Source organism: Streptomyces fulvorobeus, from assembly GCF_013167895.1.
Classification (GTDB): domain Bacteria; phylum Actinomycetota; class Actinomycetes; order Streptomycetales; family Streptomycetaceae; genus Streptomyces; species Streptomyces fulvorobeus.
This window is the reverse complement of the sequence record NZ_BLWC01000001.1, coordinates 3,812,627-3,832,338: the sequence shown is the minus strand read 5'-3', so window position 1 is coordinate 3,832,338 and position 19,712 is coordinate 3,812,627. Positions and strand designations below refer to the sequence as shown.

The following is a 19,712-nucleotide window of genomic DNA, read 5'->3' as shown; positions in this document are numbered from 1 at the left end:
TCAACCCTCCGCGATCACCACGGCCGACGCCACCCCCGCGTCGTGGCTGAGCGAGACGTGCCAGTGCCGCACCCCGAGTTCGGCGGCGCGCGCGGCGACCGTGCCGCGGACCCGCAGCCGGGGCTGCCCGCTCTCCTCGACGTACACCTCGGCGTCCGCCCAGTGCAGTCCGCCCGGCGCGCCGAGCGCCTTGGCGACCGCCTCCTTGGCGGCGAACCTGGCGGCGAGCGAGGCGATCCCGCGCCGCTCGCCGCTCGGCAGCGTCAACTCCCTTTCCAGGAAGAGCCGTCCGGCCAGCTGGGGCGTACGCTCCAGCGCGGCGCCGAACCGCTCGATCTCGGCCACATCGATCCCGACTCCGATGATCACGTACTCACTCACTCACTCGACTGTCACTGACTTCGCCAGATTGCGCGGCTGGTCCACCTCGTTGCCGCGGGCCGTCGCCAGTTCGCAGGCGAAGACCTGCAACGGCACGGTGGCGACCAGCGGCTGAAGCAGCGTAGGCGTAGCGGGGATCAGGATCAGGTGATCGGCGTAGGGGACCACGGTCTCGTCGCCCTCCTCGGCGATCACGATGGTGCGCGCCCCGCGGGCCCTGATCTCCTGGATGTTCGACACCATCTTGTCGTGCAGCACCGAGCGTCCCTGGGGTGACGGGACGACCACGACGACCGGCAGACCGTCCTCGATCAGCGCGATGGGCCCGTGCTTGAGCTCGCCCGCGGCGAATCCCTCCGCGTGCATGTACGCCAGTTCCTTGAGCTTCAGCGCGCCTTCCAGCGCCACCGGGTAGCCGACGTGCCGCCCCAGGAACAGCACGGTGTCCTGGTCGGCGAGCGAGCGGGCCAGCTCGCGCACGGGCTCCATGGTCTCCAGGACCCGCTGGACGGAGCCGGCCACCTCGGAGAGCTGCCGCACGACCGTGCGGATCTCGTCCGCCCACTTCGTCCCGCGTACCTGCCCGAGGTAGAGGGCGACGAGGTAGCAGGCGACGAGCTGCGTGAGGAACGCCTTCGTCGAGGCGACGGCGACCTCGGGCCCGGCGTGCGTGTAGAGGACCGCGTCCGACTCCCTCGGGATGGTCGACCCGTTCGTGTTGCAGATGGCGAGCACCTTCGCCCCCTGCTCCCGGGCGTGCCGCAGCGCCATCAGTGTGTCCATGGTCTCGCCGGACTGCGAGATCGCGATGACGAGCGTCCGCTGGTCGAGGATCGGATCGCGGTAGCGGAACTCGCTGGCGAGCTCCGTCTCGCAGGGCAGCCTGGTCCAGTGCTCGATGGCGTACTTGGCGATCATCCCGGCGTGGAACGCGGTCCCGCAGGCGATGACGACGACCTTGTCGACCTCCCGGAGCACGCTGGGCGCGATGCGCACCTCGTCGAGCCGCAGCTCCCCCTCCTCCCCGCCGATCCGCCCGAGGAGCGTGTCCGCGACGGCCTTCGGCTGGTCGGCGATCTCCTTGAGCATGAAGGAGGGGTACCCGCCCTTCTCGGCCGCGGACGCGTCCCAGTCCACGTGGTAGGCCCGGGTGGCGGCGGGCCGTCCCGCGAAGTCGGTGACGCTCACGCCGTCCCTGGTCAGCTCCACGACCTGGTCCTGGCCCAGCTCGATCGCGGACCTGGTGTGCGCGATGAACGCGGCGACGTCGGAGGCCAGGAAGGTCTCGCCCTCCCCGACCCCCACCACGAGGGGCGAGTTGCGCCGGGCACCGACCACCGTCTCCGGCTCGTCGGCGTGTACGGCGACGAGGGTGAAGGCCCCTTCGAGCCGCCGGCACACCTGCCGCATGGCCTCCGCCAGATCGCCCCCGCCCGAGTACGCCTCGGCCAGCAGATGGGCCACGACCTCCGTGTCGGTCTCGGACACCAGGTCGTGACCGCGCTCGGCGAGCTCACCGCGCAGCGCAGCGAAGTTCTCGATGATCCCGTTGTGCACCACCGCGACCCGGCCCGCGTTGTCGAGGTGGGGGTGGGCGTTGACATCGGTGGGACCTCCGTGGGTGGCCCACCTGGTGTGCCCGATCCCCACGTGCCCGGCCGGCAACGGCCGCTCCATCAGCTCCTTCTCCAGATTCACCAGCTTCCCGGCCCGCTTGGCCGCGGCGATCCCGCCGTCCGAGAGGAGGGCGACTCCCGCGGAGTCGTACCCCCGGTACTCAAGGCGCTTGAGACCCGCGACCACGACGTCCTGCGCCGACTGTCCACCGACATAACCCACGATTCCGCACATAGCGGCACCATAAGGCGGCGGGACGCGGGTTTCCGGGGTTACGGAGAGGGTGGGCGTGGGACGCGGCGCCGCCGACCCCGTCGCGCACGGCCCCGTGCGGGACCCACGTGACCGAACCCACCCCCCACGCGGTGGCAACTCCCGCGACAATGAGCCCGTGATCACTTCGCCGGCACGGGGCACCCACCGTCGCACCGAGCACGCGCCGACGCCCTACGTCGACCTGTCACGGGCCGAGTGGAGCGCCCTGCGCGACAAGACTCCACTGCCCCTGACCGCCGGGGAGGTGGAGCGGCTGCGCGGCCTCGGCGACGTCATCGACCTCGACGAGGTCCGCGACGTCTACCTGCCGCTCTCCCGGCTCCTCAACCTGTACGTCCAGGCCACCTCGGGTCTGCGCGGCGCCCTGAACACCTTCCTCGGCGACGCGGGCAACGGCCACGGGGCGCAGCGCGGCACCCCCTTCGTCATAGGGGTCGCGGGCAGCGTCGCCGTCGGCAAGTCCACCAGCGCCCGTATCCTCCAGGCGCTCCTGGCCCGCTGGCCCGAACACCCCCGGGTCGAACTGGTGACCACGGACGGCTTCCTGCTGCCGATGAAGGAGCTCCAGGCGCGCGGCCTCATGTCACGCAAGGGGTTCCCCGAGTCGTACGACCGCAGGGCCCTGACCCGTTTCGTCGCCGACATCAAGGCGGGCAAGGACGAGGTGACCGCGCCCGTCTACTCACACCTGATCTACGACATCGTGCCGGACGAGCGGCTGACCGTACGCCGCCCGGACATCCTGATCGTCGAGGGGCTGAACGTGCTCCAGCCGGCGCTTCCCGGCAAGGACGGCCGGACCAGGGTCGGGCTCGCCGACTACTTCGACTTCAGCGTGTACGTCGACGCCCGGGCCGAGGACATCGAGACCTGGTACCTCAGCCGCTTCCGCCAGCTCCGCGAGACGGCGTTCCAGGACCCGTCCTCGTACTTCCGCAAGTACACCCAGGTCTCCGAGGAGGAGGCCATGGACTACGCGCGCACGATGTGGCGGACCGTCAACAAGCCCAATCTGCTGGAGAACGTAGCGCCCACCCGGGGCCGTGCCACCCTGGTGCTGCGCAAGGGCCCCGACCACAAGGTCCAGCGCCTGTCCCTGCGTAAACTCTGACCCTTCCGGGAGTCCCCCCGTGCTGCATCTGCGCCTGATCGTCCCCACCGACCGCTCGGAGGAGGTGGTGCGCCTCCTGGAGGGGACCGTCGGCACCGCCCACCTCGCGGTGCTGACCGGCGCGGCGCGCAGTCCGGTGGGCGACGTGGTGCTCTGCGACGTGGCGCGCGAGGCGGGTGACGAGCTGATCGGCACCCTGCGCGATCTGGGCATCGACAGCTGCGGCTCGATCACCGTGGACAACGTGGATCTGACGCTCTCCTCGCACGCCGACCAGGCCGAGCAGGACGCGCCGGGTGACGGTGCGGACGCGGTGCTGTGGGAGGAGCTGTCGGAGGCCACCCACGAGGAGTCGACGCTCAGCGTCACGTATCTGGCGTTCCTCGCCGTCGCCACGATGCTCGCGGCCTGCGGTGTGATGCTCGACAACGCGATCCTGATCGTGGGCGCGATGGCGGTCGGCCCGGAGTTCGGCCCGCTGGCGGGGATCTGCACGGCGCTGGTGCAGCGCGCCCCGCGCCTGGTGTGGCGCTCGCTGTCCGCCCTGATCGGCGGCTTCGCGGTGGCGATGGTCATGACCGCCGGATTCGCCTGGCTGATGGACGCCTTCGACCTGTTCACCCGCTCGATGGTCGAGGGCCGGCGGCCCAACACGGCGTTCATCTGGCAGCCGGACTGGATGTCGTTCGTGGTGGCGTTCCTCGCGGGCGTCGCCGGGACGCTCTCGCTCACCTCGGCGAAGTCCGGGGCGCTGATCGGCGTGGCGATCTCGGTGACGACGGTCCCGGCGGCGGCCAACGCGGCCGTGGCGTTCAGTTACGAGGACTACGGCCAGATGTGGGGCTCAGCCGGCCAGTTGCTGGCGAACCTCGGCGGCATCGTGCTCGCGGGCACCCTGACCCTGCTGGTCCAGAAGGGCCTGTGGGCCACCCACCGCCGCCGGACGGCCGCGTCGAAACCGGTTCCGTCCGGCGGCAGGTGACGGGGCGTCACCCCAGGACGGACTTCACCACGTCGGCCAGCCGGCCGGCGACGGCACGCGCCTGCTCGATGTCAGCGGCCTCGACCATGACCCGGACGAGCGGCTCGGTGCCCGACTGCCGCAGCAGCACGCGCCCGGTGGCGCCGAGTTCGCGCTCCGCCTCCGCGACCGCGGTGGCCAGCTCGGAGGAGGTGTTCACCCGGGACTTGTCGACGTCCGGCACGTTGATGAGCACCTGGGGGAGGCGCTGCATGACACCGGCCAGGTCGGCGAGCGTACGGCCGGTGGCGGCGACCCTGGCCGCCAGCATCAGGCCGGTCAGCGTGCCGTCGCCGGTCGTCGCGTGGTCGAGGACGATGACGTGGCCGGACTGCTCGCCGCCCAGCGCGAAGCCCTCGGCCTTCATGGACTCCAGGACGTAGCGGTCGCCGACACCGGTCTGGACGAGCGTGATGCCCTCGCGCTCCATCGCCATCTTGAAGCCGAGGTTCGACATGACCGTGCCGACGACGGTGTCCTTGCGCAGCTGTCCCGCCTCCCGCATGGCGAGGGCGAGCACGGCCAGGATCTGGTCGCCGTCGATCTCCTCGCCCGCCGCGTCCACGGCCAGGCAGCGGTCGGCGTCGCCGTCGTGCGCGATGCCGAGATCGGCGCCGTGCTCCACGACCGCGGCACGCAGCAGACCCAGGTGGGTGGAGCCGCAACCGTCGTTGATGTTCAGCCCGTCCGGCTCCGCGCCGATGGTGACGACCTCGGCGCCGGCCCGCGCGAACGCCTCGGGCGAGACCCGGGCGGCGGCGCCGTGCGCCTCGTCCAGGACGACCTTCAGCCCGTCGAGCCGGTTGGGCAGTACGGCGATCAGGTGGGCGACGTACCGGTCGAAGCCCTCGGCGTAGTCACTGACCCGGCCCACTCCGGCGCCGGTGGGACGCGCCCACGGCTCACCCGTGCGGTGCTGCTCGTAGACCGTCTCGATCCGGTCCTCCAGCTCGTCGGCGAGCTTGTGGCCGCCGCGCGCGAAGAACTTGACCCCGTTGTCCGGCATCGCGTTGTGACTGGCGGACAGCATCACGCCGATGTCGGCTCCGAGCACGCCGGTGAGGTACGCCACGGCGGGGGTGGGCAGCACACCGACCCGCAGGACGTCGACGCCCGCGCTCGCGAGACCGGCCACCACGGCGGCTTCGAGGAACTCTCCGGACGCGCGCGGGTCGCGGCCCACCACGGCCGTCGGCCGGTGGCCCTGGAAGGTCCCCGCCTCGGCGAGTACGTGCGCCGCCGCGACCGACAGCCCGAGCGCGAGCTCAGCCGTCAGATCCGCGTTGGCGACGCCGCGTACGCCGTCCGTGCCGAAGAGTCGTCCCACTGGTGTCCTCCGAGATTGCTCCGAAACCACAAACACAAGCCAAAAAACAAGAAAACAGGGGCCGTCCAGGGCATGCCGACGCGACCACCGCGCGACGAAGGGCCCGGCCCTCGGCCCTGTGAACGTTTCGACGTCCGAACGTCTTATGCCGTTATACGCCCGCGAGGGCTGATAAACGAACGCCCCAGCGGCACGGAGTGTGCCGCCGGGGCGAACGGGTAACGCTGACGAGCAGGCGGTTTAGCGCTTGCTGTACTGCGGGGCCTTACGGGCCTTCTTGAGACCGGCCTTCTTGCGCTCGACCGCGCGGTCGTCACGGCAGAGGAAGCCGGCCTTCTTCAGCGTGGCGCGGTTGTTGTCCACGTCCGCCTCGTTCAGCGAGCGGGCCACGCCGAGGCGCAGGGCGCCGGCCTGGCCGGAGACCCCGCCACCCGAGATGCGGGCGACGACGTCGTAACGGCCGTCGAGCTCGAGCACCTTGAAGGGCTCGTTGACTTCCTGCTGGTGCACCTTGTTGGGGAAGTAGTCCTCAAGGGTGCGACCGTTGATCTTCCACTTGCCGGTGCCCGGAACGATCCGGACGCGGGCGATGGCGTTCTTGCGACGGCCCAGGCCGGCCGCGGGCTGCGGGTCGCCGAAGCGGCCCGCCAGCGACTCGGACGTGTACTCGCCCTCGACGGGCACCTCGGACTCGAAGGTGGTCACCTCGGCGAAAACCTCTTCGCCCTCGGTGCCCGCCGTGTCGTCGGTGGTCGTCTCAACAGTGGTCTCGGCCACGATTCTCCTCAGATCTTTCTGTACGTCTTAGGGGGAGGCCGGAACTACTGCGCGACCTGGGTGATCTCGAACGGGACCGGCTGCTGCGCGCCGTGCGGGTGCTGGTCACCCGCGTAGACCTTGAGCTTCGAGAGCATCTGACGGCCCAGGGTGTTCTTGGGGATCATGCCCTTGATGGCCTTCTCGACAGCCTTCTCCGGGTTCTTGGAGAGCAGCTCGTCGTAACGCACGGAACGGAGACCGCCCGGGAAACCGGAGTGGCGGTACGCCATCTTCTGGGTCTTCTTGTTGCCGGAGAGGTGAACCTTCTCGGCGTTGATGATGATGACGAAGTCGCCCATGTCCATGTGGGGGCGTAGATCGCCTTGTGCTTGCCGCGAAGGAGGTTCGCAGCCGTGGTGGCCAGACGGCCGAGGACGATGTCCTCGGCGTCAATGATGTGCCACTGGCGCGTCACATCTCCGGGCTTGGGGCTGTACGTACGCACGGTCGTAGCCTTCGCTTCTTCAGTGAATGGAGTCCTGACAAGGCCACCCGGACGATCACACCAGCCTTGACGGCGCTGCGGGGACGCAACCCGAGTACCTGTCGCTGGTCATCGGCCCGGTGGACCGGCGTAAGGGCCCCTCGCGTGAGAACGACCAAGCCAATACGCATAACAAACCCGAAGAATACCGGTGAGCCCCCACGCGGGTCAAAACAGCCCCCACGAACGCCACGAACCCCCTGATTTCCCACCCCCGAGGACCCTCATCAGCCCGGCCGGCGCTCCGGGCGGGGGCCGGAAGCCCAGCGCCCCCGCGACCGGCCGGCCCGCCCCGCACCCGTCACCGCTCCCGCTCCACCCGCCGCTCGTCCCACACCGGCTCCGCCGTCTCCCGCACCACCCCGTCCGACCCGAAGACCAGATACCGGTCGAAGGACTTCGCGAACCACCGGTCGTGCGTGACCGCCATCACCGTGCCGTCGTACGTCTCCAGCCCGTCCTGGAGGGCCTCGGCCGACTCTAGGTCCAGGTTGTCCGTCGGCTCGTCCAGCAGCAGCGCCGTCGTCCCCGCCAGCTCCAGCAGCAGGATCTGGAACCGCGCCTGCTGCCCGCCCGACAGCTTCTCGAACAGCTGGTCCCCCTGCCGCTCCATCTCGTACCGCCGCAGCACCGACATCGCCCCGCCCCGGTCCCTGGCGTGCTCGGTCCACAGGATCTCGACCAGCGTGTGTCCCAGCAGCTCCGGATGCGCGTGCGTCTGCGCGAAGTGGCCCGGCACGACCCGCGCCCCGAGCTTCCACTCCCCCGTGTGCGCCACCGAGGTGTCGCCGGCCAGCAGCCGCAGGAAGTGGGACTTCCCCGACCCGTTGGACCCGAGGACGGCGACCCGCTCCCCGTAGAAGATCTCCAGGTCGAACGGTTTCATCAGACCGGTCAGCTCCAGGTTCTTGCAGGTCACCGCCCGCACCCCGGTCCGCCCTCCGCGCAGCCGCATCCTGATGTCCTGCTCGCGCGGCGGCTCCGGCGGCGGGCCCGCCTCCTCGAACTTCCTGAAGCGGGTCTGCATCGCGTGGTACCGGTTGGCCATGTCCGGGCTGTTCGCCGCCTGCTGCCGCATCCGCAGGACGAGCGCCTTCAGCCGGGCGTGCTCCTCCTCCCAGCGCCGCAGGAGCTCCTCGAAGCGGGCGAACCGCTCCTTGCGCGCCGCGTGGTAGGTGGCGAAGCCGCCGCCGTGCACCCAGACGTCCGACCCGGCGGGGCTCGGCTCCACGCTCACGATCTTCTCCGCCGCCCGCGACAGCAGTTCCCGGTCGTGGGAGACGAAGAGCACCGTCTTACGGGTCTCCTTGAGCCTGGCCTCCAGCCACCGCTTGCCCGGCACGTCCAGATAGTTGTCCGGCTCGTCCAGCAGCAGCACCTCGTCGGGCCCCCGGAGCAGCGCCTCAAGCACCAGCCGCTTCTGCTCACCGCCACTGAGGGTGCGCAGCTCACGCCACTGGGCCTTCTCGTACGGGACGCCGAGCGCGGCGACGGTGCACATGTCCCACAGGGTCTCGGCCTCGTACCCCCGCACCTCGGCCCAGTCGCTGAGCGCCTGCGCGTACGCCATCTGCGCCGCCTCGTCGTCGACCGTGAGGATCAGCCGCTCGGCGTCGTCGACCGCCTTCGCCGCGTTCCTGATGCTGGGCTGCGCCACGGAGACCAGCAGGTCCCGCACGGTCCGCTCGTCCCGTACCGACCCCACGAACTGGGCCATCACCCCCAGCCCGCCGCTCACCGACACCGACCCGCCGTGCGGCTGGAGCTCACCGGCCAGCAGCCGCAGCAGCGTCGTCTTGCCCGCGCCGTTCGCCCCGACGAGAGCGACGACGGCGCCGTCCGCGACCCGGAACGAAGCATCGCCGAGCAGCACCCGCCCGTCCGGTAGGTAGTACTCCAGGTGCCCTGCTTCAAGATGTCCCATACCCAGCATTGTCACGGCCCGCCAAGCCCTGGCCCAACCGGTTTCGCCGCGGTCTAGGATTCGCCGCATGAGCTTTGGTCAAGGGGGGCCCTCGTGGGGGCCGGGGGGCGGTCACACGCCGGACTGGGCGGCACTGGCCGAGGAGTCCGCCGCACGCGGCAGGCGGCGGAAGTGGCTGATGGCCGGCGGCGGCGTGCTGGCCACCGCGGCGGTCACCGCGATCGTGGCCACGGCCGTGATCACGGCCGACCGTGGCGACAGCCCGGCCCGCTCGGAGAAGAACGCGGGTGAGCTGCCCGCGCCCGGGGAGCTGCCCTCGGAGTCCTCGGCGCCCGAGCCCTCGTTCTCCTCGGTGGCCCCGCCGCCCCCGCCGGACCCGAGGGAGTACATCGCCGACGCCGGGAAGGACAAGGCACCGGTCACCGCCGAAGCCTTCTTCCCCGGCAAGCGCCTGACCATGGGCGACCGCGTGCACACCAAGGGCGCGACGGCGCAGACCCGCTCCTGCGCGGGAACGACCCAGGGCGCGCTCGGCTCGATCCTCGCCGCCCACGGCTGCGAGCAGGTCATCCGCGCCACCTACCGCAAGGACGGCGTGGCGGTGACGGTGGGCCTCGCCGTCTTCGGCACCGAGGAGCGGGCCAGGAAGGCGGCGCAGCAGGCTTCGGGGGGTATCGCCTCCCTGAGCGGGGCGGGCGTCCCCACCTTCTGCCGCGGCGGGGCGGTCTGCCGCCGCACCGCCAACTCCTACGGCCGTTACGCCTACTTCACCGTGGGCGGCTTCACGGACGGCAGGAACGTCACCAGGGCGGACAGCGACGTCTTCGCGGTCGGCGACGACCTGACGAACTTCACGTTCCGCCAGATCCACCACCGCGGCGAGGTCCAGGCGTCGGCGGCGGCCGGCCTGCCCGTCTCGTAACCCCCGCCCGGCGGCTCAGCAGCACGCGCCCCCGGGCAGCGTCCGTACGTTGCGGGCCTCCACGGCCCGCGCGGCCAGCAACGCGTCGGCGGGGTAGGCCACCTCCTCGAGCGTCAGCCCGTGCGGCCTGACCACGTGCACGGCGGGGTCCCGCACCCGCGCCGCCAGGACCGCGGCGGGCCAGTCGGCGGGACGCCGCCCGTCCCCCACGAACAGCGCCGCCCCGATGAGGGCCCGCACCATGTTGTGGCAGAACGCGTCGGCCCGCACGGTCGCCGTCATCACCCCGGACACCTCGTCCCGTACCCAGCTCAGCTCCTGGAGCGTGCGGATGGTCGTCGCGCCCTCCCGCTTCTTGCAGTACGCCGCGAAGTCGTGCTCGCCGACCATGGGCGCGGCCGCCTCGTTCATCGCGTCCACGTCCAACGGCCTGTCGTGCCACAGGACATGGCCACGCAGCAGCGGGTCCACCCCGCCCGGCCGGTCCGCGACCCGGTACGCGTAACGCCGCCACAGCGCGGAGAACCGCGCGTTGAACCCGGGCGGCGCCTCGGCGGCCCGCCAGATCCGTACGTCCTGCGGCATCCGCCCGGCCATGCGCCGCAGCAGCTTCTCCTCGTGCTCGGCCCACACCCCGGCCGGCAGATCGACGTGCGCGACCTGCCCCCGGGCGTGCACCCCGGCATCGGTCCGCCCGGCGACGGTCAGGTCGTACGTGCGCGAGGACCGGGTCACGGTCCTCAGCGCGTCCTCGATCTCACCCTGCACCGTGCGCCTGCTGGTCTGCTTCGCCCAGCCGGAGAAGTCCTTCCCGTCGTACGACAGGTCCAGCCGTACCCGGACACAACCGGGCTCCACCTCGTCACTCACCCGCGCAACCTCTCGCAGCAGAACGGGCCCGCACCGCCCCGAAGGGTGATGCGGGCCCGTCCAGTGGTCTCAGAACGCTCAGGCGTCCTTCGCGTCCTTGGACTCGGCGTCGGCCTCGGCGGCCGGCTTGGCGTCCTCGGCGGACTCGGCCGGGGCCTCGTCCTTCGTGGCGGAGTCCTCCTTGGCGGAGTCCTCCTTGACCGCACGCTTCGTCGCGGCCTCGGCCTCACCGGTGGCCTGCTGGGCCACGGTCAGCGCCTCGACCAGCTCGATGACCGCCATCGGGGCGTTGTCGCCACGACGGTTGCCGATCTTGGTGATGCGGGTGTAACCACCGGGGCGGTTCTCGTACCGCGGCGCGATCTCGGTGAAGAGCGTGTGCACGATGCCCTTGTCCGTGATCGACTGCAGCACCAGGCGACGGTTGTGGATGTCGCCCTTCTTCGCCTTGGTGATGAAACGCTCGGCGACGGGGCGCAGGCGGCGGGCCTTGGCCTCGGTCGTCGTGATGCGGCCGTGCTCGAACAGCGACTTCGCGAGGTTGATGAGAAGAAGCTTCTCGTGCGCAGCGCTGCCGCCCAGACGGGCACCCTTGGCGGGCTGAGGCATGGTTTTTCTCCTTGTGTGCTGCACCGGCCGTATCAGGTACCGGTGTCAGTTCCCGCGAGGCGGATGCCCCGCGGAAGAAATCAGGTGCCGTACGGACGGGATCAGGTCCGTCCGTCGTGCGAGGACGCAGCCTCACCCGGCAAGGGGCGCCCGAAGACCCGGACACCCCCGCCGGAGGCGGCTCAGTACTGCTCGGTCTCCACGAAACCGGCGTCCGCGTCGTCGTCCGCGCCGAACGCGTCAGCCGCGGCGGTCGGGTCGAAGCCGGGAGGCGAGTCCTTGAGCGCGAGGCCCATGCCGGCCAGCTTCGCCTTGACCTCGTCGATCGACTTCGCGCCGAAGTTGCGGATGTCGAGCAGATCGGCCTCGGAACGGGCCACCAGCTCACCCACGGAGTGGATGCCCTCGCGCTTGAGGCAGTTGTACGAGCGGACCGTGAGCTCAAGCTCCTCGATCGGCAGCGCCAGATCGGCGGCGAGCGCGGCGTCCGTCGGCGAGGGGCCCATGTCGATGCCCTCGGCGTCGATGTTGAGCTCGCGCGCCAGGCCGAACAGCTCGACCAGGGTCTTGCCGGCCGACGCCATGGCGTCACGGGGACGCATGGCCTGCTTGGTCTCGACGTCGACGATCAGCTTGTCGAAGTCGGTGCGCTGCTCGACACGGGTCGCCTCGACCTTGTACGTGACCTTGAGCACCGGGGAGTAGATGGAGTCGACCGGAATCCGGCCGATCTCCTGGCCCGCCTGCTTGTTCTGGACGGCGGAGACGTAGCCGCGACCGCGCTCGACGGTCAGCTCCATCTCCAGCTTGCCCTTGCCGTTCAGCGTGGCCAGGACGAGGTCCGGGTTGTGGACCTCGACACCGGCCGGCGGGGCGATGTCAGCGGCGGTGACCAGGCCGGGACCCTGCTTGCGCAGGTACATCACGACGGGCTCGTCGTGCTCCGAGGAGACGACGAGCTGCTTGATGTTGAGGATGAGGTCGGTGACGTCTTCCTTGACGCCCGGCACGGTGGTGAACTCGTGCAGGACACCGTCGATGCGGATGGACGTGACGGCCGCACCCGGGATCGAGGAGAGAAGGGTCCGGCGCAGGGAGTTTCCGAGGGTGTAACCGAAGCCCGGCTCCAGCGGCTCGATCACGAACCGGGAGCGGAACTCGTCGACGACCTCTTCGGTCAACGACGGACGCTGAGCGATCAGCATGAGGAAGATCCTTCAGTCGTGGGCACCCACTATTTGATGCCCTACAGATAGAACAAGGATACGGGCGGTACGCCTCCGAAGAGACATACCGCCCGGATCCGTAAGAAACCCGACAACCGTTACCGGTCGTCGTGCGTCAGACGCGACGGCGCTTCGGCGGGCGGCAGCCGTTGTGCGGCGTCGGGGTGACGTCCTGGATCGAACCGACCTCAAGGCCCGTGGCCTGGAGGGAGCGGATCGCGGTCTCGCGGCCGGAGCCCGGACCCTTGACGAAGACGTCCACCTTGCGCATGCCGTGCTCCTGCGCGCGGCGGGCGGCCGACTCGGCGGCCATCTGCGCGGCGAAGGGGGTCGACTTACGCGAGCCCTTGAAGCCGACGTGACCGGCGGAGGCCCAGGAGATCACGTTGCCCGCGGGGTCCGTGATCGAGACGATGGTGTTGTTGAACGTGCTCTTGATGTGCGCGTGGCCATGAGCGACGTTCTTCTTTTCCTTGCGACGCACCTTCTTGGCTGCGCCCTGACGACCCTTGGGGGCATGTCTTTACTCCAGATGGAGAGGGGAGGTGATCGGTCCTACAGCGAAGACCGCTGGATAGCGTCCGCTGAGGACTACTTCTTGCCCGGCTTCTTCTTACCGGCGATCGCGCGACGCGGGCCCTTGCGGGTACGCGCGTTGGTGCTGGTGCGCTGGCCGTGCACCGGCAGACCGCGGCGGTGACGGATGCCCTGGTAGCAGCCGATCTCGACCTTGCGGCGGATGTCGGCCTGGATCTCGCGGCGGAGGTCACCCTCGGTACGCAGGTTGGCGTCCACGTACTCGCGGATCTTGACCAGGTCCTCTTCGGCCAGGTCACGAACGCGGGAGTTCGGGTTCACGCCGGCGTTGGCGAGGATCTCCTTGGACCGGGTACGCCCGATGCCGAAGACGTAGGTGAGGGCAACCTCCACGCGCTTTTCGCGCGGGATGTCAACACCTGAAACGCGTGCCATTCAATGGCTCCAGTTGTTATTTCGGGGGTCTTCCACAGTGTCGCTCCCGGCCGCCGACCTCCCGTACGAAGTACTGAGGTGGTACGCCCGGGTCCCCGGCCCCCGCCGGAGGTGTCGTCAGCCGAAGCTTGGACGGGCACTGCGTATGTACGAGTTACGTGCGTCGCGCGAAGTCTGCGAGATGCAGGGGTCGTGCTTCAGCCCTGGCGCTGCTTGTGGCGCAGGTTGTCGCAGATGACCATGACCCGGCCGTGACGGCGGATCACCTTGCACTTGTCGCAGATCTTCTTGACGCTCGGCTTGACCTTCATGGGATGTCAGGTTCTCCGGGTCAGTGCCATCACCGCGCCGAAACGCGGTGCGGGCAAGATCTACTTGTACCGGTAGACGATCCGGCCACGCGTCAGGTCGTACGGAGAGAGCTCCACCACGACCCGGTCATCGGGGAGAATACGGATGTAGTGCATCCGCATCTTGCCGCTGATGTGCGCGAGGACCTTGTGACCGTTCTGGAGCTCCACCCTGAACATTGCGTTCGGGAGAGACTCGATCACGGTGCCCTCAATTTCGATGGCACCTTGCTTCTTGGCCACGCTTCGCCTTTCGAATCGGCTACCTTGATCGACTTCGCACTCCGCATGCGGACACACGGATGCACGAGAGCCGACGAGTTAGTCTACGTCAGCGGACCCGAAAACACGAATCCGTCAAGTTTGCCCACCAGCGGTGATCCTTAGACCTCCGGACGGGCCTCTCATCACTTCAGGGGGTCCGGCGCGGCCTCGACCCCGTACTGTGCCAGCTTCTCGCGTCCGCAGTCCGGGGCCGTGAGGACCAGGGGGCCCTGCTCGGTCAGCGCGATCGAGTGCTCCCAGTGCGAGGACCAGGTGCCGTCGGTCGTCAGGACCGTCCACTCGTCGGCGAGGACCTTCGTCCGCGCCGTACCGAGGGAGACCATGGGCTCGATGGCCAGGCAGACGCCCGGGACCAGCTTGATGCCCTTGCCGCGCTTGCGGGAGACGTAGTTCAGCAGGTGCGGGTCCATGTGCATCTCGGTGCCGATGCCGTGGCCGCCGTAGTCCTCGATGATCCCGTACTTGCCGGTGGCCGGGCGGGGCTGGCGGCGGATGTAGGACTCGATCGCCTTCGAGATGTCGACGAGACGGTTGTTCACCTTCATCGCGGCGATCCCGGCCCACATCGACTCCTCGGTCACCCGGGACAGCTCCACGAGCTCCGGGGCGTGACCGGTGCCGACGAACGCGGTGTACGCCGCGTCGCCGTGCCAGCCGTCGATGACCGCGCCGGCGTCGATCGAGATGATGTCGCCGTCCTTGAGGACCGTCTCCGTGTCCGGGATGCCGTGCACGACGACCTCGTTGACCGAGGTGCAGATGGTCGCGGGGAACCCGCCGTATCCGAGGAAGTTCGACGTGGCGCCATGGTCGGCGATCACCTTGCGCGCGACCTCGTCCAGGTCCTTGGTGGTGGCGCCGGGCACCGCCGCCTCGCGGGTGGCGGCGTGAATGGCAGCGACCACCAGGCCGGCCTCGCGCATCTTCGCGATCTGCTCGGGGGTCTTGATCTGCACCATTGCTCGGCGCCTCTCTGCGTCGGTGGGATACGGGTGCGGCGTACCCCACGATACGGCGCAAACAGTCGGCCGCGACGCCCTGGGGCGCCGCGGCCGACTGCGAAGGTGGTGCGGGGAGGTCTCAGCCCTCTTCGGACCTCTTGAGAGCCTCCATGGCCCGCTCGGTCACGTCCGTGACCTTGCCGAGCGCGGAGATGGTGACCACCAGGCCCTGGGCCCGGTAGTAGTCGATGATCGGCTCGGTCTGCGTGTGGTAGACCTCCAGCCGCGTCCTGACCGTCTCCTCGCTGTCGTCGTCCCGCTGGTACAGCTCGCCGCCGCAGGTGTCACAGACACCTTCGGCCTTCGGCGGGTTGTACGTCTCGTGGAAGACGTGGGCGCTCTCGTTCCGGCAGATGCGGCGGCCGGCGATGCGCTTGACCACCTCGTCCTCGGGGACCTCCAGGTCCAGGACCGCGTCCAGCTCGACGCTCTCGCTCCGCAGGATCTCGTCGAGAGCCTCGGCCTGCCCCACGTTGCGGGGGAAGCCGTCGAGCAGGAAGCCGTTGAGGGCGTCCGGCTGGGACATGCGGTCCTTGGCCATCCCGATGGTGACCTCGTCCGGCACCAGCCGGCCCTCGTCCATGAAGGCGCGGGCCCGCTTGCCAAGGTCGGTGCCCTGGCTGATGTTGGCGCGGAAGAGGTCCCCCGTGGAGATGTGCGGAATCGACAGGTTCTTGGCAAGGTACGCAGCCTGCGTTCCCTTGCCGGCACCGGGCGGCCCGACGAGGACGATTCGCATCAGCGGAGGAACCCTTCGTAATTGCGCTGCTGGAGCTGACTCTCGATCTGCTTCACGGTTTCCAGACCCACACCCACGATGATGAGGATGCTCGTCCCGCCGAACGGGAAGTTCTGGTTGGCTCCGCCGAAGCCTGCCAACGCCATCGTCGGCACAAGAGCGATCAGACCCAGGTACAGCGAGCCCGGCCAAGTGATCCTGTTGAGCACGTAGCTCAGGTACTCGGCGGTCGGGCGACCAGCCCGGATGCCCGGGATGAAGCCACCATACTTCTTCATGTTGTCGGCGACTTCCTCGGGGTTGAACGAGATCGCCACGTAGAAGAAGGCGAAGAACACGATCAACAGGAAGTACGTCACGATGTAGTACGGGTGGTCACCACTGACGAAGTGGTCCTTGATCCAGGTCGCCCAGCCCGCGGTGGAGCTGGAGAACTGGACGATCAGAGCCGGGATGTAGAGCAGCGAAGAAGCGAAGATGACGGGGATCACACCCGCCTGGTTCACCTTCAGCGGGATGTACGTGGACGTACCCCCGTAGGACCTCCGCCCGATCATGCGCTTCGCGTACTGCACCGGAATCCGGCGCTGGGCCTGCTCGACGAAGACGACGAGCCCGACCATCACGAAGCCGATGAGGATGACGGTGGCGAACTCGATCCAGCCGTCCGCGAGCTTGCCGCTCGTCTTGATCGCCCACAGGGCGCCGGGGAAGCTGGCCGCGATCGAGATGAACATCAGGATCGACATACCGTTGCCGATGCCGCGGTCGGTGATGAGCTCACCGAGCCACATGACGGCGGCGGTACCGGCGGTCATGGTGAGAACCATCACGACCGTCGTGAAGATCGACTGGTTGGGGACGATCTGGTCGGCGACAGGACAGCCGCTGAACAGAGCCCCGCTGCGGGCGGTTGCCACCAGGCCGGTGCCCTGGAGGATGGCGAGCGCCACGGTCAGATAACGCGTGTACTGCGTGATCTTGCCCTGGCCCGACTGTCCCTCCTTCTTGAGGGCTTCCAGCCTGGGGATGACGACGGTCAGCAGCTGGAGAATGATGCTGGCCGTGATGTACGGCATGATGCCGAGCGCGAAGATCGTGATCTGCAGCAGTGCACCACCGCTGAACATGTTCACCAGGCCGAAGAGGCTGTTGTTGCCCTTGCTTGCCTGATCAACACAGGTCTGGACGTTCTCGTAGCTGACCCCCGGCACGGGGATGTGCGCCCCGAGCCGGTAGAGCACGATGATGCCGAGCGTGAAGAACAGCTTCTTGCGCAGGTCGGGCGTCTTGAACGCCCGGGCGAACGCGGTGAGCACGGTGCCTCCTGCGACCCCCGCGCAATGCGTAGAGGTGACGGTCTTGAGGATCGACGGTTAGGTAACAGCCAAAGGTCCCCGGGCGAACGCCCAGGGGCTTAGCACACAACAACGCTGGCCACCTTACCGGCGACCATGCCTCCCTAGGAACGACCAACCGGGGATGCCCCATATGAGAGGCATCCCCGGTCGGATGTTCAGGCCACCAGCTTGTCCGACTTGTCTCAGACCAGCTCGGTGACGGTGCCGCCCGCAGCGGCGATCTTCTCCTTGGCGGAGCCGGAGACGGCGTCAACCGAAACCTGCAGCGCCACGGAGATCTCGCCCTGTCCGAGGACCTTGACGAGGTGGTTGTTGCGCACAGCGCCCTTGGCGACCAGATCGGCCACCGTGACCTCTCCACCCTCGGGGTAGAGCGTCGCGAGCTTGTCCAGGTTCACGACCTGGTACTCCGTGCGGAACGGGTTCTTGAAGCCCTTGAGCTTCGGGAGACGCATGTGGAGGGGCATCTGGCCACCCTCGAAGCGCTCCGGAACCTGGTAACGAGCCTTCGTACCCTTGGTACCACGGCCTGCGGTCTTACCCTTGGACGCCTCACCACGACCCACACGGGTCTTGGCGGTCTTGGCGCCCGGGGCAGGCCGGAGGTTGTGGGCCTTCAGCGGGCTGTTCTCCGCCATGTCAGTCAACCTCCTCAACCGTCACGAGGTGGCGGACGGTGTGAACCATTCCGCGGAACTCGGGGCGGTCCTCCTTGACAACCGAGTCGTTCAGGCGCTTGAGCCCGAGCGAACGCAGTGTGTCGCGGTGGTTCTGCTTGCTGCCGATGAACGACCTGGTCTGCGTGATCTTGAGACGAGCCATCACACACCTGCCGCGCGGGCACGCAGGAGAGCCGCGGGGGCGACGTCCTCGAGGGGCAGACCACGGCGAGCCGCGATCTCCTCGGGACGCTGCAGGCCCTGAAGGGCCGCCACGGTCGCGTGCACGATGTTGATCGGGTTCGAAGACCCGAGCGACTTCGACAGGATGTCGTGAACGCCGGCGCACTCCAGAACGGCGCGCACCGGGCCACCCGCGATCACACCGGTACCGGGGGAAGCGGGCTTGAGCAGAACGACGCCCGCAGCCTTCTCGCCCTGGATCGGGTGAGGGATGGTGCCCTGGATACGCGGAACCTTGAAGAAGCTCTTCTTGGCCTCTTCAACGCCCTTGGCGATGGCCGCGGGAACTTCCTTGGCCTTGCCGTATCCGACACCGACGGTGCCGTCACCATCGCCCACCACGACCAGCGCGGTGAAGCTGAAGCGACGACCACCCTTGACTACCTTGGCGACGCGGTTGATCGCGACGACGCGCTCGACGTACGCGGTCTTCTCGGCGGCGCTGGCGCCACCGTCACGGCCCTTCCGGTCCCGCCGCTCGCCGCCACCGGCACCGCTTCCGCGGCGCTGGGGTCCAGCCATTGGAATTACCTCTCTCTGTTACGTCCGCTGTGCGTAGGAACCGGGGCTTAGAACTTCAGCCCGGCTTCACGGGCGGCGTCAGCCAGAGCGGCAATCCGCCCGGCGTACTGGTTGCCACCGCGGTCAAACACGACGGCCTCGACGCCTGCGGCCTTGGCGCGCTCGGCGACCAGGGCCCCGACCTGCTTGGCCAGGGCGCTCTTGTCACCCTCGCCACCACGGATGGAGGCGTCCAGGGTCGATGCCGAGGCGAGCGTGTGGCCCGCGACGTCGTCGATGACCTGAGCCACCATGTGGCGGTTCGAACGCGTCACAACCAGGCGCGGCCGCTCCGGCGAACCGGAGATGTGCTTGCGGACGCGGATGTGGCGGCGCTTGAGGGCGGCACGCTTGTAGGCGTCACCCTTGGCGATCTTTACACCGTATGCCATGGCTTACTTACCCGCCTTTCCGACCTTGCGGCGGATAACCTCGCCGGCGTACTTGACGCCCTTGGCCTTGTACGGGTCGGGCTTCCGCAGCTTGCGGATCTTCGCGGAGACCTCGCCGACCTTCTGCTTGTCGATGCCCTCGACACTGAACTTCGTGGGCGACTCGACCTTGAAGGTGATGCCTTCCGGGGCCTCGATGAGGATCGGGTGGCTGTAACCCAGGGCGAACTCCAGGTTGGAGCCCTTCGCCTGGACTCGGTAACCGACACCGCTGATCTCGAGCGCCTTGGTGTATCCCGAGGTCACGCCGGTGATCATGTTCGCCACCAGCGTGCGGGACAGGCCGTGAAGGGCCTTGTTCTGACGCTCGTCGTTAGGGCGGACGACGTTGAGCACGCCGTCCTCACCCTTGGTGACCTCGATCGGCGCTGCGACGGTGTGCGAGAGGGTGCCCTTGGGCCCCTTCACCGCGACCGTGCGGCCATCGATGGTGACGTCCACACCGGCGGGAACCTGGATGGGGAGCTTGCCGATTCGCGACATGAGCTTTTCCTCCGTTCCC

Annotated in this window: 23 protein-coding genes and 1 pseudogene; 3 read left to right on the top strand and 21 right to left on the bottom strand. The window is 68.7% G+C overall.

Annotated elements, in window-relative coordinates:
• Both Sfulv_RS17495 and glmS read right to left on the bottom strand, forming a co-directional pair.
• Complete coding sequence (locus Sfulv_RS17495; protein WP_173317941.1) at positions 1 to 369, bottom strand: holo-ACP synthase; 369 nt, start codon at positions 367 to 369, stop codon at positions 1 to 3.
• A 12-nt stretch (positions 370 to 381) separates the two neighbouring features.
• On the bottom strand, positions 382 to 2,232 hold the full coding sequence (glmS, locus tag Sfulv_RS17490) for a glutamine--fructose-6-phosphate transaminase (isomerizing) (protein WP_173315086.1): 1,851 nt from the start codon (positions 2,230 to 2,232) through the stop codon (positions 382 to 384).
• A gap of 157 nt (positions 2,233 to 2,389) precedes the next feature.
• Here glmS and coaA point away from each other — a divergent pair, with 157 nt between their 5' ends.
• Positions 2,390 to 3,385: a type I pantothenate kinase gene (gene coaA / locus Sfulv_RS17485; protein WP_173315084.1), complete on the top strand. Its 996-nt coding sequence runs from the start codon at positions 2,390 to 2,392 to the stop codon at positions 3,383 to 3,385.
• A gap of 19 nt (positions 3,386 to 3,404) precedes the next feature.
• Positions 3,405 to 4,367, top strand: coding sequence for a DUF389 domain-containing protein (locus Sfulv_RS17480; protein ID WP_173315081.1), 963 nt, complete (start codon positions 3,405 to 3,407; stop codon positions 4,365 to 4,367).
• 7 nt (positions 4,368 to 4,374) lie between these two features.
• Here the strand turns inward: Sfulv_RS17480 and glmM are convergent, their stop codons facing one another.
• The 4 genes and pseudogenes from glmM to Sfulv_RS17460 form a co-directional block, all read right to left on the bottom strand.
• Entirely contained in the window at positions 4,375 to 5,733 is a 1,359-nt protein-coding gene (gene glmM / locus Sfulv_RS17475; RefSeq protein WP_173315078.1) for a phosphoglucosamine mutase, read from the bottom strand.
• 240 nt (positions 5,734 to 5,973) lie between these two features.
• On the bottom strand, positions 5,974 to 6,510 hold the full coding sequence (gene rpsI / locus Sfulv_RS17470) for a 30S ribosomal protein S9 (protein WP_173315076.1): 537 nt from the start codon (positions 6,508 to 6,510) through the stop codon (positions 5,974 to 5,976).
• Between the two features lie 44 nt (positions 6,511 to 6,554).
• Positions 6,555 to 6,997 (bottom strand): annotated as a pseudogene (rplM, locus tag Sfulv_RS17465) (50S ribosomal protein L13).
• Between the two features lie 340 nt (positions 6,998 to 7,337).
• Positions 7,338 to 8,960, bottom strand: coding sequence for an ATP-binding cassette domain-containing protein (locus Sfulv_RS17460; RefSeq protein ID WP_173315072.1), 1,623 nt, complete (start codon positions 8,958 to 8,960; stop codon positions 7,338 to 7,340).
• 67 nt (positions 8,961 to 9,027) lie between these two features.
• On the opposite strand from Sfulv_RS17460, the gene Sfulv_RS17455 reads away from it, so the two are divergent.
• Complete coding sequence (locus Sfulv_RS17455; RefSeq protein WP_173315069.1) at positions 9,028 to 9,882, top strand: hypothetical protein; 855 nt, start codon at positions 9,028 to 9,030, stop codon at positions 9,880 to 9,882.
• Between the two features lie 15 nt (positions 9,883 to 9,897).
• On the opposite strand, the gene truA is transcribed toward Sfulv_RS17455, so the two are convergent.
• The 15 genes from truA to rplF all read right to left on the bottom strand — a co-directional run bounded on the left by truA (position 9,898) and on the right by rplF (position 19,693).
• Positions 9,898 to 10,752 carry a tRNA pseudouridine(38-40) synthase TruA gene (truA, locus tag Sfulv_RS17450; protein ID WP_173315066.1) on the bottom strand — a complete coding sequence of 285 codons (855 nt, stop codon included), beginning with the start codon at positions 10,750 to 10,752 and terminating at the stop codon, positions 9,898 to 9,900.
• A 78-nt stretch (positions 10,753 to 10,830) separates the two neighbouring features.
• Entirely contained in the window at positions 10,831 to 11,361 is a 531-nt protein-coding gene (gene rplQ / locus Sfulv_RS17445) for a 50S ribosomal protein L17 (RefSeq protein WP_173315063.1), read from the bottom strand.
• A gap of 182 nt (positions 11,362 to 11,543) precedes the next feature.
• Positions 11,544 to 12,566 (bottom strand): DNA-directed RNA polymerase subunit alpha, encoded by a 1,023-nt coding sequence (locus Sfulv_RS17440; RefSeq protein ID WP_024755423.1) that lies wholly within the window; start codon positions 12,564 to 12,566, stop codon positions 11,544 to 11,546.
• A gap of 136 nt (positions 12,567 to 12,702) precedes the next feature.
• Positions 12,703 to 13,071, bottom strand: a complete 369-nt coding sequence (rpsK, locus tag Sfulv_RS17435; RefSeq protein WP_173315060.1) for a 30S ribosomal protein S11 — start codon at positions 13,069 to 13,071, stop codon at positions 12,703 to 12,705.
• Between the two features lie 107 nt (positions 13,072 to 13,178).
• On the bottom strand, positions 13,179 to 13,559 hold the full coding sequence (rpsM, locus tag Sfulv_RS17430) for a 30S ribosomal protein S13 (RefSeq protein WP_173315057.1): 381 nt from the start codon (positions 13,557 to 13,559) through the stop codon (positions 13,179 to 13,181).
• 197 nt (positions 13,560 to 13,756) lie between these two features.
• Positions 13,757 to 13,870, bottom strand: a complete 114-nt coding sequence (rpmJ, locus tag Sfulv_RS17425) for a 50S ribosomal protein L36 (protein WP_003956441.1) — start codon at positions 13,868 to 13,870, stop codon at positions 13,757 to 13,759.
• 60 nt (positions 13,871 to 13,930) lie between these two features.
• Entirely contained in the window at positions 13,931 to 14,152 is a 222-nt protein-coding gene (gene infA / locus Sfulv_RS17420) for a translation initiation factor IF-1 (RefSeq protein WP_014047798.1), read from the bottom strand.
• A gap of 164 nt (positions 14,153 to 14,316) precedes the next feature.
• Positions 14,317 to 15,153: a type I methionyl aminopeptidase gene (map, locus tag Sfulv_RS17415; protein ID WP_173315054.1), complete on the bottom strand. Its 837-nt coding sequence runs from the start codon at positions 15,151 to 15,153 to the stop codon at positions 14,317 to 14,319.
• 121 nt (positions 15,154 to 15,274) lie between these two features.
• Positions 15,275 to 15,934, bottom strand: coding sequence for an adenylate kinase (locus tag Sfulv_RS17410; protein ID WP_173315051.1), 660 nt, complete (start codon positions 15,932 to 15,934; stop codon positions 15,275 to 15,277).
• Positions 15,934 to 17,253: a preprotein translocase subunit SecY gene (secY, locus tag Sfulv_RS17405; protein WP_173315048.1), complete on the bottom strand. Its 1,320-nt coding sequence runs from the start codon at positions 17,251 to 17,253 to the stop codon at positions 15,934 to 15,936. The genes Sfulv_RS17410 and secY overlap by 1 nt, the downstream gene beginning before the upstream one ends.
• A gap of 224 nt (positions 17,254 to 17,477) precedes the next feature.
• Positions 17,478 to 17,933, bottom strand: coding sequence for a 50S ribosomal protein L15 (gene rplO / locus Sfulv_RS17400; protein ID WP_014047794.1), 456 nt, complete (start codon positions 17,931 to 17,933; stop codon positions 17,478 to 17,480).
• 1 nt (position 17,934) lies between these two features.
• A complete protein-coding gene (gene rpmD, locus Sfulv_RS17395) occupies positions 17,935 to 18,117 on the bottom strand; it encodes a 50S ribosomal protein L30 (protein ID WP_173315045.1) in 183 nt (60 codons plus the stop codon).
• Positions 18,117 to 18,719 (bottom strand): 30S ribosomal protein S5, encoded by a 603-nt coding sequence (rpsE, locus tag Sfulv_RS17390; protein WP_173315042.1) that lies wholly within the window; start codon positions 18,717 to 18,719, stop codon positions 18,117 to 18,119. Before rpsE ends, rpmD begins: the two co-directional genes overlap by 1 nt.
• 47 nt (positions 18,720 to 18,766) lie before the next feature.
• The gene (gene rplR, locus Sfulv_RS17385; protein WP_073718380.1) at positions 18,767 to 19,150 is read right to left on the bottom strand and encodes a 50S ribosomal protein L18; all 384 of its coding nucleotides are present in this window, start codon (positions 19,148 to 19,150) and stop codon (positions 18,767 to 18,769) included.
• 3 nt (positions 19,151 to 19,153) lie between these two features.
• Positions 19,154 to 19,693, bottom strand: coding sequence for a 50S ribosomal protein L6 (gene rplF, locus Sfulv_RS17380; RefSeq protein ID WP_173315039.1), 540 nt, complete (start codon positions 19,691 to 19,693; stop codon positions 19,154 to 19,156).
• Between the last annotated feature and the right edge of the window lie 19 nt (positions 19,694 to 19,712).

What these genes read in the sequence shown, in the direction of transcription:
- glmS (WP_173315086.1), bottom strand. Translation starts at nt 2,232, where the DNA reads ATGTGCGGAATCGTGGGTTATGTCGGTGGACAGTCGGCGCAGGACGTC.
- Sfulv_RS17460 (WP_173315072.1), bottom strand. Translation starts at nt 8,960, where the DNA reads ATGGGACATCTTGAAGCAGGGCACCTGGAGTACTACCTACCGGACGGG.
- Sfulv_RS17455 (WP_173315069.1), top strand. Translation starts at nt 9,028, where the DNA reads ATGAGCTTTGGTCAAGGGGGGCCCTCGTGGGGGCCGGGGGGCGGTCAC.
- rplQ (WP_173315063.1), bottom strand. Translation starts at nt 11,361, where the DNA reads ATGCCTCAGCCCGCCAAGGGTGCCCGTCTGGGCGGCAGCGCTGCGCAC.
- Sfulv_RS17440 (WP_024755423.1), bottom strand. Translation starts at nt 12,566, where the DNA reads ATGCTGATCGCTCAGCGTCCGTCGTTGACCGAAGAGGTCGTCGACGAG.
- rpsM (WP_173315057.1), bottom strand. Translation starts at nt 13,559, where the DNA reads ATGGCACGCGTTTCAGGTGTTGACATCCCGCGCGAAAAGCGCGTGGAG.
- rpmJ (WP_003956441.1), bottom strand. Translation starts at nt 13,870, where the DNA reads ATGAAGGTCAAGCCGAGCGTCAAGAAGATCTGCGACAAGTGCAAGGTG.
- map (WP_173315054.1), bottom strand. Translation starts at nt 15,153, where the DNA reads ATGGTGCAGATCAAGACCCCCGAGCAGATCGCGAAGATGCGCGAGGCC.
- Sfulv_RS17410 (WP_173315051.1), bottom strand. Translation starts at nt 15,934, where the DNA reads ATGCGAATCGTCCTCGTCGGGCCGCCCGGTGCCGGCAAGGGAACGCAG.
- rplO (WP_014047794.1), bottom strand. Translation starts at nt 17,933, where the DNA reads ATGGCGGAGAACAGCCCGCTGAAGGCCCACAACCTCCGGCCTGCCCCG.
- rpmD (WP_173315045.1), bottom strand. Translation starts at nt 18,117, where the DNA reads ATGGCTCGTCTCAAGATCACGCAGACCAGGTCGTTCATCGGCAGCAAG.
- rpsE (WP_173315042.1), bottom strand. Translation starts at nt 18,719, where the DNA reads ATGGCTGGACCCCAGCGCCGCGGAAGCGGTGCCGGTGGCGGCGAGCGG.
- rplR (WP_073718380.1), bottom strand. Translation starts at nt 19,150, where the DNA reads ATGGCATACGGTGTAAAGATCGCCAAGGGTGACGCCTACAAGCGTGCC.
- rplF (WP_173315039.1), bottom strand. Translation starts at nt 19,693, where the DNA reads ATGTCGCGAATCGGCAAGCTCCCCATCCAGGTTCCCGCCGGTGTGGAC.